Genomic DNA, 12,349 nt, shown 5'->3' on the forward strand with positions numbered 1-12,349 from the left:
GTCACATTTGTGACAGCAGGGATACCGGGGTATTTTTGCCTTTCGCTATCGCCCCTCTTGCCGAAAACAGACCGGCATGAAACAAGCGCAGCCATGAATTATCGTCACGCCTATCACGCCGGAAATTTTGCGGATGTCGTCAAGCACGTCATCCTGACGCGCCTTGTCGAATATCTGAAACGCAAGGAGCAGGCCTTTCGCGTCATCGACACCCATGCAGGCATTGGCCTCTATGACCTGAAAGGTATCGAGGCAGGCAAGACCGGCGAATGGACCGGCGGCATCGACCGCATCATGGACGCGGTGAAGAAAGACCAGATCGAGCAGCCCGTATTGGATTTGCTGGAGCCTTATCTCGCTGCCGTTCGCGCCGTCAATGACGAAGACAGGCTTCGCCATTATCCGGGATCGCCCCTGCTTATCCGGCATTTGCTGCGCAAGCAGGACCGTCTGTCTGCGTTGGAACTGCACCCGCAGGACTCCACCAAACTGGCGAAACTATTCGACGGTGATTATCAGGTTCGGGTGACCGAGCTGGACGGCTGGCTGGCGCTTGGCGCTCATCTTCCGCCGAAGGAAAAACGCGGCATGGTGCTTGTCGACCCGCCTTTTGAAAAGGAAGGCGAATTTGATCGCCTTGTCGACGGCCTGGCCAAGGCACACAAACGCTTCGGCGGCGGTATTTATGCGCTGTGGTATCCGGTGAAGGACCGCAAGGAAACGGAGCGATTCACCCGGCAGCTGCGAGAAACCGGCATTCCGAAGATCATGCAGATCGAGCTTGCGATTCGTGCGCCGTCCACCGAGCCGCGCCTCGACGGCACCGGCATGATTGTGGTCAATCCGCCCTATACACTTGAAAGTGAGATGCAAACCCTGCTTCCCTGCCTTACCAAGCTTCTGGCAGAGGAAAAAGGGAGCAATTTCAGCATCAAGTGGGTACGCAGCGAGACGGATCGGACTTGACCCGCGTGAATTGCTGACAGAAACTGCGCCTCAACGCTTCGACTATCATAGATTTGAGCGGGTGCCAGCCCGCAATTTGGGACAGGACAGAGATATGCAACGAACCCTGGAACGTATCGGACAGTATTCACGCGCAGCCCTGTTTGCAGCGTCTGTCCTCCCCCTGACGCTTGTCTCCGTACCGGCCAGTGCCGCCGACTATCTTGTTCCGGCTCCTGCGGGTGTTGCCGACGCAGGCGCGTGCAGCCAGCAGAGCGTTTTGCGTTCGGTGGTTTCCGATTTCGGCTATCAGGTACGTCATGTCCCGAACCTGCCGCAGGTCGGCATTTCGGCCATGAGCGATGTTCAGCTGACGCGCTATGAGCCGAAGACCAATCCGGCCCAGATCGAGCGCACCTATTGCAAGGCAACCGCCGTTCTGACCGACGGCCAGTATCGTTCAGTCTGGTATATGGTCGAAGAAGGTCAGGGCTTTGCCTCGATGGGCCGCAATGTCGAATTCTGCGTCGACGGTTTCGACCGCTGGTATGTGTATGACGCGAGCTGCCGCGTTCTTCGCTAGTGTCTGCTCCAAAAGTCGCCATGCCGGTCTGCAAATGGCAATTTGTCTGCGTTCCGGTGCTCACGTACCTTTAAGTACGCTCCGCTCCGGTACTCGAAAATCACCATTTTCGCCTCGGCCTGTCGCTTTTTGATTCAGACACTGAAGCCTTGAGCAACGATTGAGTGGAGGGCATATGCTGCGGAAGTTTGGTGCGGCTGCGGTTACGTTGCTCGCAGCGGCGGTTGTGAGTGTTCTGGCAGTTGCGCCAGGACAGGCTAAGGATATTCCGGGCGAGTTCGACTTTTACGTTCTCGCCCTCTCCTGGTCGCCCAGCTATTGCGCATCGGAAGGCCCGCGCGCCAACAAGCAGCAATGTGCAACCAACCGTCCCTTCGGTTTCGTGGTGCATGGTCTGTGGCCGCAAAACGAATGGGGCTATCCAGCCAACTGTCAGTTCGATAATGTCCGTAGCCGGGGCAATTATGTGCCTCGCCCGATTATCTCCCGCCTGTCGGACATCATGCCCTCTGCCGGTCTTGTCGCTTATCAGTGGCGCAAGCATGGCAGTTGCTCAGGCCTGTCGCAGGACGACTATTTTTCGACGCTGCGCAACGCCTTCGATCAGGTTCGCATTCCGCCCAGCCTGCGCAATCTTGCGAGTGGGCGGCGCGTGGATCCTCTTCTCGTCGAGAAAGCTTTCATCGCGGCCAATCCCGGCATGAAGCCGGATGGAATTTCGATCAGCTGCAAGCGGAACTATCTTCAGGAGGTTCGCATCTGCATGACGAAGGATCTGCAATATCGCGCCTGCGGTCAGGTCGATGCCAATGCCTGCCGAAGCCGCTCCGTCATGATGCCCGCCACGCAATGATTTATCAGGCCCTAATCAGGAATTTACGATGACACAGATTCTCTATTCGCCCGCTTCGCCCTACAGCGCGAAAGTCCGCATGGCTGCTCACTATGCCGGCGTTCCGTTTGAAAGCGTCGTCGTCAACACATCGGCGGAACCGGAGAACCTGATCCATGCCAATCCGCTCGGAAAAATTCCGACGCTTGTGACCGATGACGGCAAATCGGTTTTCGACAGCCGTGCCATCACGCAGTATCTGAACCGGGTTTCGGGCAACAAGATTTTCCCGCGCAATGCCGAAAAGCGCACCGATGCAGAGCGCTATGAAGCCATCGCCGACGGTCTTTGCGACGTGCTTCTGGTGCATGTCTATGAACGGCGCATGCGCCCGGAAGAAAAAATCCACCAGCCCTGGCTCGACCTGCAATGGCGCAAGGCCGAACGCGCGCTCGATCTTCTGAACGAAGCGCCGCCACGTCTGGCTGGCAAGCTGCATGGCGGTCATATCGCCGTTGCTGCCGCGCTTGGCTATCTGGCGCTGCGCTTTGAAGGCAAGTGGGAGCGTAACCGTCCCAAGCTCAAGCGCTGGATGAAGCGTTTTCAGGAACTGCACCCGGAACTGACGGAACTGCTGCCGCGCGGCTGATCGGTCTGGAAAGAATGAAACCCCGGATTTTCCGGGGTTTCTTTTTGAGGATTATTGTTTCTTGTCGAGCGCTTGCAATATCCGATAGGCGGCTTTTATGCGCTCATCGATCGGATAATTCCGGTTGGCAAGCAGAACGATTCCTGTCTTCTTCGCAGGCACAAAGGCAGCATAAGCGCCAAACCCGTTGGATGAGCCCGTCTTGTTGAAGAATGTATCCGCCGAGGGTTGCAGGGGCTGATCGAATTTCTCGATTTTATGCGATTTCAGCGCCATGTCGGACGAATTACCCGCAAGAAGCGTTTCGAGCGACGTCGGATAGCTGTAGAACTCCCAGCCAAGCCCCTGATTGGTCGCGCCGACGCGGTAATGGCCCTCATGGGTTGTCGCCACGGCCTTCCGGAAATCGGGGTCCAGCGGTGAACTGTCCATATGCAGCTCGACAAAGCGGATGAGGTCAAGCGCCGTGGTCTTGATGCCATAGGCCTGTGCGTCCAGCGCGCCGCGCGATACGCGGACCGGCTTGTCGGCTTTGGAATAGCCGTAAGCGTAGTTCTTCATCCGGCTTTCCGGCACATTGACGAAAGTGTTCTTCAGACCAAATGCAGGCAGAAGCTTTTGCTCCATCAGGACATCGAACGGTTTGTCCATGCTTCGCGCTGCCAGATAGCCGAACAGGCCAATGCTGGGGTTGGAATATCGGCGCTGCGTGCCTGCCGGATAGTCCGGCTTCCAGTTCTTGAAATAGTCAATCATCGAACTGTCGTCGGTGACAGAATCGGGAAATTGCAGCGGCAACCCGCCCGCCGTGTAGGTCGCAAGGTCGAGCATGGTGATCTTGTCGAAGCTGCTGCCCGCCAGCGCGGGAGCCCATTTGGTCCCCTTGTCGGACAGGGAGAAAGCACTTGTCACGAGGCCATAGCCGCCAAGCGTCGCGGTGAAGGTCTTGCTCACCGAGCCGATCTCGAAAAGCGTTTCTTCATCGACTTTCTGGCCGCTTTCCTTCGAGGCCACACCATAGCCGAAGAAATGGCTCTTGCCGTCGATGGTGATGGCAACCGCCATGCCGGGGATATTCTGCTCGGCCATGAGCGGACGCACGGTTTCATCGACGATGCGGCGCAGGTCACTATGGTCTGCAGCAAACGCGCCGCTATTAGCGGCAGTGGCGAGGAAGCCGATCAAAAATGTCGTAGATTTTCTCATGACAGACAAATAAACCTCATGATTATGCGTTCGGCCACATCTTTATCAAGACATAGCCGTCAATGCGCGATCCGTTATTGAAGCCCGTTTTCTACGGGATATATGCCGCTCAGGCCCTGTCGATATACGACGCTTGCGCAATCGCGACAAACGACGTTATCTAGCATTTGGCATTAGAAAAATTAGGGTCAACATGGTCCGACCGCATCTCCCGCTCAATTCGCTGCGCGCCTTCGAGGCTTCGGCGCGCCACCTGAGCTTTACGAAGGCCGCGATTGAACTTTGCGTCACGCAGGCAGCCGTCAGCCATCAGGTGAAGAGCCTGGAAACCCGGCTGAACGTGACGCTGTTCGAGCGTCTGCCCCGCGGACTGATGCTGACGAGCGAAGGCGAAACGCTGCTTCCCACATTGAAGGATGCCTTCGACCGCATAGCCGGAACGCTTGAGCGTTTCGAGGCGGGGCATTATCGGGAAATATTGCGGGTTGGCGCTGTCGGCACGGTGGCCGTCGGCTGGCTTCTGCCGCGTCTGCGCGATTTTCAGAATCGCTATCCGTTCATCGATCTGCGGCTTTCGACCAACAACAACCGGGTGGATATCGCGGCGGAGGGTCTCGATTACGCCATCCGTTTCGGCAGCGGTGCCTGGCACGGCATCGATGCAACCCGATTGCTGGAAGCGCCCTTGTCGCCGCTATGTATTCCGGAGCTGGCGCGTGAATTGCGTACACCGGCCGATCTCGCGCGACATACTTTATTGCGCTCCTATCGTGCGGATGAATGGGCGCAATGGTTTCTGGCAGCAGGTGTAACGGGTGACATGCCCCTGCCCCGAAGCATCATGTTCGATTCGTCGCTTGCGATGATGGAGGCAGCCATGCAGGGAGCGGGGATAGCGCTTGCGCCGCCGCTCATGTTCGTCCGTCAATTACTGTCGGAAACCATCGTCCAGCCCTTCGAAACGACGGTGACGATGGGCAGTTACTGGCTGACCAGACTGCAGTCGCGGACGGAAACCGAGACGATGGCAGCTTTTCGCGACTGGCTGACGGATGCCGCGAACAACTGAGTAAAAAAACGCAACAAAAAACCGGGCAGTTGCCTGCCCGGTTTTCCGTGTTCAATTATCAGATAATTAGAACTTGTAGCCAACGCCGACGCGGATGTCGTGGGTGTCGAGCTTGTTACGGACCGACTCGGTACCAAGATCATAGGTCTTGTTGCCGAACTGGGTGTAACGATATTCAACACGGCCCAGGATGTTCTCCGTGAGCTTGGCTTCCAGACCGGCACCAGCAGTCCAACCAACGCGGAACTTGCTTTCGTCGTCAAAGCCATTGTCGAGCTTGACCTGCTTGCCAGCAACACCGGCGGTGATGTACGGCATGACCGGGTTCAGGTCGTAGCCGAGACGGCCACGCAGCGAGCCTTCAAAGCCTTCCTTGACTTCCAGGCCATTCTTGGACTTCTTGGCCCAGGAGTAACCGGCGTCGCCTTCAACACCGTATAGGAACTGATCCTGCTGGAAGTTCCAGCCAGCGTAAGCGCCAGCCTTCATGTCGTCCGGCTTGATGCTGCCGTCGGTATTGGTCTTGACCTTGTTCCAGCCGTAGCCGAGGTACAGACCGGTGTAGCCGCCAGCCCAGCTGTACTGCGGAGCCATTTCAACCGGAGCCGGAACAGGAGGCTGTTCCTGAATAGCGTCAGCAGCGAAAGCAGTCGCAGAGAACGGCAGCAGCGCAGCCGAGGCGATTACGAGAGACTTAAGAGTGCGCATAGCATTCTCCTTACACAAATTACCTTTAGCGCGGTCCCTTATCGGGCGGACGATGTTGGGAGCAAATCGTCCATGCCGCGCTGACAGGACCGACATATCGACGGTAATTGCGGCACGAAATGCCCCCTTCTGTGGAGAGAACCTGACGAGAACATGGCAAAAATGCGATGTTGCATTATCGCAACGCCGGATTCAGCTACCTATATAGTGGGAGAGAGTCGATTACGGGGACGATAGCCCCCGGCAGACAAAAACGAAGTCGCTGAAATCTCTACCAATTTGTCAGTTATGAATATTGCAGAGGCTGTTTTTAGCTGTAATCTTCCGGCCGAAATGGCATGAAAAAGATCGAAGAATCTCGATAAGAAAGTGTTTACCGTGTTGAACGATCACGAGCCCCGCCTGCTTGCCAAATGTCCGGTTCTGATAACCGGCGGCGCACGGCGTATCGGAAAGGCAATTGTCGAAGACCTTGCCGCTCATGGCTTCCCGGTCGCCATACATTGCAACCATTCCATCGATGAAGGCGCGGCTCTGGCAACAGCCATCACGGAACGAGGCGGAACAGCCTGCATCGTGCGTGCGGACCTTTCGTCCGAATCCGATGTTCGCCATCTTGTGAAAGATGCGTCGCGCCAGATCGGACCGATTCAGCTTCTCGTCAATAATGCGTCCCTCTTTGAAGATGACCGCATCGGCCAACTGGATATGGCGCTGTGGGACAAGCACTTTGCCATCCATCTCAAGGCGCCGGTCCTGCTGGCCGAAGAAATGGCGAAAGCCCTGCCCGACGGCAAAGAAGCACTGGTGGTGAATGTGATCGACCAGCGTGTCTGGAAGCTCAATCCGAACTTCTTTTCCTATACGCTTTCGAAGACTGCTCTCTGGAATGCCACCCGAACCATGGCGCAGGCACTGGCACCACAGATTCGGGTCAATGCAATCGCACCTGGCCCGACATTGCCGAGCGAACGGCAGAAGCCGGGCGATTTCGAACAGCAGGTCGAAAAACTTCTTTTGCAGCGTGCGCCGGAATTGTCGGAATTCGGGCGTACTGTTCGCTATTTCTGGGAAAACCGTTCCGTCACCGGCCAGATGATCGCGCTTGATGGCGGACAGCATCTGGCATGGGAAACCCCGGATATCGCAGGAATTACCGAATGACTGGAAACCGCAAGAACAATGAGGATACCGTCGCAAACCTGCCGTCGGATGACGAGCAGGATGTAGCCGGTATTATCATTGGCGACGCGGAAACCGAGGAGGAGGATGAGAGCGAGGACATAATTGAAGCCCCCGCATCGCCATCGGCTGCCGATTCCATCCAGTGGGATTCCTCGGATGGCCTGCCGGATATCGAGGGCCTGAGCGGTCAGGATATCATCAATGCTTTTGTGAAGCGTCTGCCGAACAATCCGGGCGTCTATCGCATGTTCAACAGCGATGGCGATGTGCTCTATGTCGGCAAGGCGCGCAATCTCAAGAAACGCGTTTCCAATTATGCGCGCGGCATAGCCCATTCGAATCGTATCGTGCGCATGATCCGTGAGACGGCGATGATGGAATTCGTCGTCACCCGGACGGAAACCGAAGCTCTGCTGCTCGAAGCCAATCTCATCAAGAGATTGCGCCCGCGCTTCAACGTGCTGATGCGCGACGACAAGTCATTTCCCTATATTCTTCTGACCGGCGATCACCGGGCACCTGGCATCTTCAAGCACCGCGGCGCACGGTCCCGCAAGGGCGAATATTTCGGCCCCTTCGCCTCTGCCGGAGCCGTGGGGCGCACGATCAATGCCCTCCAGCGCGCCTTCCTGTTGCGAACCTGTACCGATTCGGTCTTTGAAACGCGCACGCGTCCCTGCCTTCTCTATCAGATCAAGCGCTGTTCCGGCCCCTGTACGCATGAAATCAGCGACGCGGACTATGCCGAGCTTGTCAGCGAAGCCAAGGCGTTCCTGTCCGGAAAGAGCCAGTCGGTAAAGGACCATCTGGCAACGGCAATGCAGGCGGCATCGGCTGACCTCGACTTTGAACACGCAGCGGTTTACCGGGACCGTCTGGCCGCACTTTCCCATGTCCAGTCACATCAAGGCATCAATCCGCAGACCGTTGAAGAGGCAGACGTTTTCGCCATTCATCAGGAAGGCGGCATGACCTGCATCCAGGTCTTCTTCTTCCGCACCGGTCAGAACTGGGGCAATCGCGCCTATTTCCCGAAAGCCGACAGTTCGCTTGGCGCGGCAGAAGTTCTGGGAGCTTTCCTGTCCCAGTTCTACGACGACAAGCCATGTCCGCGTCTCGTTCTGTTGTCCGAGACTGTCGAGGAACAATCGCTTATCGCCGAAGCGCTCTCGACGCGCGCGGGACATAAGGTACAGGTCAACGTTCCCCAGCGCGGTGAGAAGAAAGACCTTGTGGATCACGCGCTCACCAATGCCCGCGAAGCGCTTGGACGGCGGCTTGCCGAAACATCGTCGCAGGCACGCCTGTTGCAGGGCATGGCAGAGACTTTCGGCCTGTCTCAGCCGCCGCGCCGGATCGAAGTCTACGACAACTCCCATATCATGGGCACGAATGCTGTCGGCGGGATGATCGTCGCCGGACCGGAAGGTTTTGTCAAAAACCAGTATCGCAAGTTCAACATCCGCTCGACTGATATTACACCGGGCGACGACTTCGGCATGATGCGCGAGGTAATCGAGCGGCGCTTCTCGCGGCTGGTCAAGGAACATGGCACGCCGGAAGAACCAGCCGATGCGGAAGCAACCGATACGTTTCCTGCCTGGCCCGACGTCATTCTGATCGACGGCGGGCAAGGTCAGGTCGGTGTGGTCAGGCAGATTCTGGGCGAGCTTGGCATCAGCCATCTCGTCAATGCAATCGGCATTGCCAAGGGCATCGATCGTGAAGCGGGACGCGAACGTTTCTTCGTGGAAGGCAAGCAGCCCTTCACGCTGCCGCCGCGCGATCCCGTGCTCTATTTCATCCAGCGTCTGCGCGATGAAGCACACAGGTTTGCCATCGGCACGCACCGCGCCCGGCGCAAGAAAGAGATGGTCAAAAATCCCCTCGATGAGATTGCGGGAATCGGTCCATCGAGAAAGCGTGCGCTTCTGCATCATTTCGGGACCGCAAAAGCGGTTTCCAGAGCCGCTGTCGCCGATTTGATGCAGATCGAAGGCATCTCGGAGGCGATGGCCAAGACGATTCACGACCATTTTCGTGACAGATGACGTAATTTTGTCCGGGATTCGTGCACAAGCGTCATTAGGTCCCGGCACAACATATTCGCAGGTGTTGATTTTATCGGTCATCCCTGATGATGTGCGCCAGAGCAATATCGAGCCAACAGTGTAAAACGGTTTGCGTTCGGAAATGCATAAAAACAGATGGTTAGAGCAGTTCGAATGATCCTGTTGAAAACAGGAACCGCTCTAACAACGACGCGGCGGAACAATGCAGAAGAAACATACCCTCTCCTTGCCCAATATTCTCACTTACGGACGGATCATTGCCGTTCCCCTTGTGGTATTGTGCTTCTTTGTCGAGGGGCGGCTGGAATCAAGCGATTTCGCCCGGTGGACGGCTCTCGGATTGTTTGCCGTCGCCAGCATCACAGACTTTTTCGACGGCTACCTTGCCCGCATCTGGAAGCAGACTTCGACCATCGGTCGCATGCTTGACCCGATTGCTGACAAGCTTCTCGTCTCTGCCATTCTGCTGCTTCTCGCAGCTGACGGTACCATTGCCGGCTGGACGCTTTGGGCCGCAATCATCATCCTGTGCCGTGAAATCCTGGTTTCGGGCCTGCGTGAATATCTCGCCGAGTTGAAGGTCAGCGTTCCCGTTTCCCGTCTGGCCAAGTGGAAGACGACCGCGCAAATGATTGCGCTGGCATTTCTGCTCGCGGGTCCTGCCGGTGACAAAATCATGCCTTATGTAACGGAAATTGGCATTGTCCTGCTTTGGGCCTCGGCGCTTCTGACGCTTTATACTGGCTGGGATTACTTCAAGGCAGGCCTCAAACACGTAATGGATTGATCCAGTGACGGTAAAACTCGTTTATTTCGCATGGGTGCGCGAGAAAATCGGCAAGGGTGAAGAGATCATCGAACTCCCCTCACCCAAAACAACCGTGGGCGATCTGATCAGCCACCTGAAATCGCGCGGCGATGAATATGAAGCCGCCTTCGAGCATGAGCATGTCATTCGTGCCGCGATCAATCAGGAACATGCCGAGCATATCGAACTTGTAAATGACGGCGATGAGGTTGCGCTCTTTCCGCCCATGACGGGAGGGTGAAATGAGCGGGCAGACTACGTGCCCACTTTTCGTCGGCATAAGAAGCGAGAACTTCGATACGGCAGCGGAACTGCGCAAGCTTGAGCATGGGCGCACGGATATCGGCGCAATCGTCACTTTTACCGGCCTTTGCCGCGATGAAAGCGGCACGCTTTCCGCTCTGGAACTGGAACATTATCCGGGCATGGCCGAAGCGGAAATCACCCGCATCGCGCGGCAGGCCATCGAACGCTGGCCGATAACGGCTCTCACGATCATTCACCGTTATGGGCTTATAAAACCGGGCGAAAACATCGTTCTGGTCGCAGCAGCGTCGTCGCATCGACATGCGGCGTTCGAGGCCGCCTCATTCCTGATGGATTACATGAAAACCGACGCTCCGTTCTGGAAGCGGGAGCACCTCGCGGACGGTTCGGTCGGCGGTTGGGTGTCGTCCAGGGAGGAAGATGAGAAAATTCGTGAACGCTGGCAGCAATCATAATTTTCCGATTACAGGTTATTCTGTTGATCGCTATTTCCCATTTTAATTGCGAATTAACTATTTAACCCCCTAAATTAATGAATAATTTGGTCGGTGTGTTCTTGCGCCGCCACAATTTTCACATGAAGATTTCGCTAATGTCAGCCTTATGAATCAGACGCTGACAAGCGACGATGACGGACAGATTGGAATCCCCATTAGCGCCATCTGTCTGGCAACAAACAACGCGTGCGGGAACGGAAGTTTCGGGCTTTAACGATGCGAAATGGACTGGCAAAAACCCTTTCAATTGCGGCGGCGCTTGTGGTCGGCATTGGCGCGCTTGGCGGCGCTGCCTTGTTCCTGACCACGTCGATGCCGACAAGCAGTCTGGCGGCCGAAAAAACGGTCAGCGGCAAGGTCACGTATCGCGAACGTATCGCGCTGCCGCCGGAAGCGAGCCTCACCGTTCAGCTATCCGACGTCTCGCTGGCTGACGCCCCCTCCAAAGTCATTGGAGAAACAAGGATCGAATCCGTTCAGGGTTCGCCGATCCCGTTCGCCATCAATTTTGATACGGATCAGATCCAACCCGGCCACACCTATGCCCTGCAGGCGCGGATTTCGGCAGGCGATACGCTGTGGTTCGTCAATGACGAACGCTATGCCATCGATCCGGAAAATCCCGGCGCACCGGCAGAAATCAAGGTCGTGATGGTCCGCAAGAGCGGTGACGAAGGCGTGGCCATCGGCATTGAGGGCAAGGACTGGCTCGCAGAAGATATTCAAGGCGGCGGCGTGATCGACAATGCGCAGACGACATTGACGGTTTCGACCGACGGCACCGTCAGCGGCTCGGGCGGCTGCAATCGCTATTTCAGCAAGGCAACCGTCACCGGGGAAAATATTTCCTTCGCCGATATCGGATCGACCTATGTCCAGTGCCCACCTGCTCTCATGAACCAGGAGCGCAAGTTCATGGACGTCCTGGGAAGAACACGGTCCTACAAGATCGATATGGGTAAGCTTGTTCTCTTCGATGACGACGGGAAAGAAATGGCAAGGCTCGCGCAAAGCCTTTGAAACGAAAAAAGCCCGGAATGATCCGGGCTTTTTCCTTGAATATTCAATGGGATCAGCCGACGATTTCGGTGCCCGAGAACCAGTATGCGATTTCTTCTGCAGCGGTTTCCGGAGCGTCCGAACCGTGTACGGAGTTTTCGCCGATCGAGAGGGCGAATTCCTTGCGGATGGTGCCTTCGTCAGCGTTAGCCGGGTTGGTCGCACCCATGACTTCGCGGTTCTTGGCGATGGCGTTTTCGCCTTCCAGAACCTGAACGATCGTCGGGCCGGAAGACATGAATTCGGTCAGTTCGCCGAAGAACGGACGATCCTTGTGAACAGCATAAAAGCCTTCAGCTTCACGCAGGCTCATCCAGACGCGCTTCGAAGCGACGACGCGCAGGCCAGCTGCTTCGAGCTTGGCGGTGATAGCGCCGGTCAGGTTGCGGCGGGTCGCATCGGGCTTGATCATGGAGAAGGTACGTTCGATTGCCATTATGACACCTTGTTTGCTGGGAAATTTTAGAAA

At 56.4% G+C, this 12,349-nt stretch carries 14 protein-coding genes; 11 read left to right on the top strand and 3 right to left on the bottom strand.

The genetic code is table 11. The features are described 5' to 3' along the window. Nucleotides 1-93 precede the first annotated feature (93 nt). From JNC70_RS10015 to JNC70_RS10030, 4 genes are all read left to right on the top strand, one after another. Nucleotides 94-966, top strand: coding sequence for a 23S rRNA (adenine(2030)-N(6))-methyltransferase RlmJ (locus tag JNC70_RS10015; RefSeq protein ID WP_104753795.1), 873 nt, complete (start codon nt 94-96; stop codon nt 964-966). A gap of 94 nt (nt 967-1,060) precedes the next feature. Next, entirely contained in the window at nt 1,061-1,528 is a 468-nt protein-coding gene (locus JNC70_RS10020; RefSeq protein ID WP_104753794.1) for a phage portal protein, read from the top strand. A 175-nt stretch (nt 1,529-1,703) separates the two neighbouring features. Then, the gene (locus JNC70_RS10025) at nt 1,704-2,381 is read left to right on the top strand and encodes a ribonuclease T2 family protein (protein WP_104753793.1); all 678 of its coding nucleotides are present in this window, start codon (nt 1,704-1,706) and stop codon (nt 2,379-2,381) included. A 28-nt stretch (nt 2,382-2,409) separates the two neighbouring features. After that, on the top strand, nt 2,410-3,009 hold the full coding sequence (locus tag JNC70_RS10030) for a glutathione S-transferase (protein ID WP_104753792.1): 600 nt from the start codon (nt 2,410-2,412) through the stop codon (nt 3,007-3,009). A gap of 51 nt (nt 3,010-3,060) precedes the next feature. Here JNC70_RS10030 and ampC read toward each other — a convergent pair whose 3' ends face one another. Further along, nucleotides 3,061-4,215: a class C beta-lactamase gene (gene ampC / locus JNC70_RS10035; RefSeq protein ID WP_104753791.1), complete on the bottom strand. Its 1,155-nt coding sequence runs from the start codon at nt 4,213-4,215 to the stop codon at nt 3,061-3,063. 193 nt (nt 4,216-4,408) lie between these two features. Here ampC and JNC70_RS10040 point away from each other — a divergent pair, with 193 nt between their 5' ends. Next, nucleotides 4,409-5,284, top strand: a complete 876-nt coding sequence (locus tag JNC70_RS10040) for a LysR family transcriptional regulator (RefSeq protein ID WP_104753790.1) — start codon at nt 4,409-4,411, stop codon at nt 5,282-5,284. A 66-nt stretch (nt 5,285-5,350) separates the two neighbouring features. Here JNC70_RS10040 and omp25 read toward each other — a convergent pair whose 3' ends face one another. After that, nucleotides 5,351-5,992 carry an outer membrane protein Omp25 gene (gene omp25, locus JNC70_RS10045; RefSeq protein ID WP_104753789.1) on the bottom strand — a complete coding sequence of 214 codons (642 nt, stop codon included), beginning with the start codon at nt 5,990-5,992 and terminating at the stop codon, nt 5,351-5,353. A gap of 378 nt (nt 5,993-6,370) precedes the next feature. Between omp25 and JNC70_RS10050 the strand changes: the two genes are divergently transcribed. The 6 genes from JNC70_RS10050 to JNC70_RS10075 all read left to right on the top strand — a co-directional run bounded on the left by JNC70_RS10050 (nt 6,371) and on the right by JNC70_RS10075 (nt 11,841). Next, nucleotides 6,371-7,156 (top strand): SDR family oxidoreductase, encoded by a 786-nt coding sequence (locus JNC70_RS10050; RefSeq protein ID WP_104753809.1) that lies wholly within the window; start codon nt 6,371-6,373, stop codon nt 7,154-7,156. Further along, a complete protein-coding gene (gene uvrC, locus JNC70_RS10055) occupies nt 7,153-9,228 on the top strand; it encodes an excinuclease ABC subunit UvrC (RefSeq protein WP_104753788.1) in 2,076 nt (691 codons plus the stop codon). The genes JNC70_RS10050 and uvrC overlap by 4 nt, the downstream gene beginning before the upstream one ends. Before the next feature lie 223 nt (nt 9,229-9,451). Beyond that, nucleotides 9,452-10,036 (top strand): CDP-diacylglycerol--glycerol-3-phosphate 3-phosphatidyltransferase, encoded by a 585-nt coding sequence (gene pgsA / locus JNC70_RS10060; protein ID WP_104753787.1) that lies wholly within the window; start codon nt 9,452-9,454, stop codon nt 10,034-10,036. Nucleotides 10,037-10,040: 4 nt separating this feature from the next. Next, nucleotides 10,041-10,298 carry a molybdopterin converting factor subunit 1 gene (gene moaD / locus JNC70_RS10065; protein WP_104753786.1) on the top strand — a complete coding sequence of 86 codons (258 nt, stop codon included), beginning with the start codon at nt 10,041-10,043 and terminating at the stop codon, nt 10,296-10,298. Between the two features lies 1 nt (nt 10,299). Continuing rightward, complete coding sequence (locus tag JNC70_RS10070) at nt 10,300-10,779, top strand: molybdenum cofactor biosynthesis protein MoaE (protein WP_104753785.1); 480 nt, start codon at nt 10,300-10,302, stop codon at nt 10,777-10,779. Nucleotides 10,780-11,037: 258 nt separating this feature from the next. After that, on the top strand, nt 11,038-11,841 hold the full coding sequence (locus JNC70_RS10075) for a YbaY family lipoprotein (RefSeq protein ID WP_104753784.1): 804 nt from the start codon (nt 11,038-11,040) through the stop codon (nt 11,839-11,841). A gap of 52 nt (nt 11,842-11,893) precedes the next feature. Here the strand turns inward: JNC70_RS10075 and ndk are convergent, their stop codons facing one another. Next, nucleotides 11,894-12,316: a nucleoside-diphosphate kinase gene (gene ndk / locus JNC70_RS10080; protein WP_010661674.1), complete on the bottom strand. Its 423-nt coding sequence runs from the start codon at nt 12,314-12,316 to the stop codon at nt 11,894-11,896. Nucleotides 12,317-12,349: the final 33 nt, after the last annotated feature.

Origin of the sequence: Brucella oryzae, assembly GCF_041929965.1 — a bacterium.
Classification (GTDB): domain Bacteria; phylum Pseudomonadota; class Alphaproteobacteria; order Rhizobiales; family Rhizobiaceae; genus Brucella; species Brucella oryzae.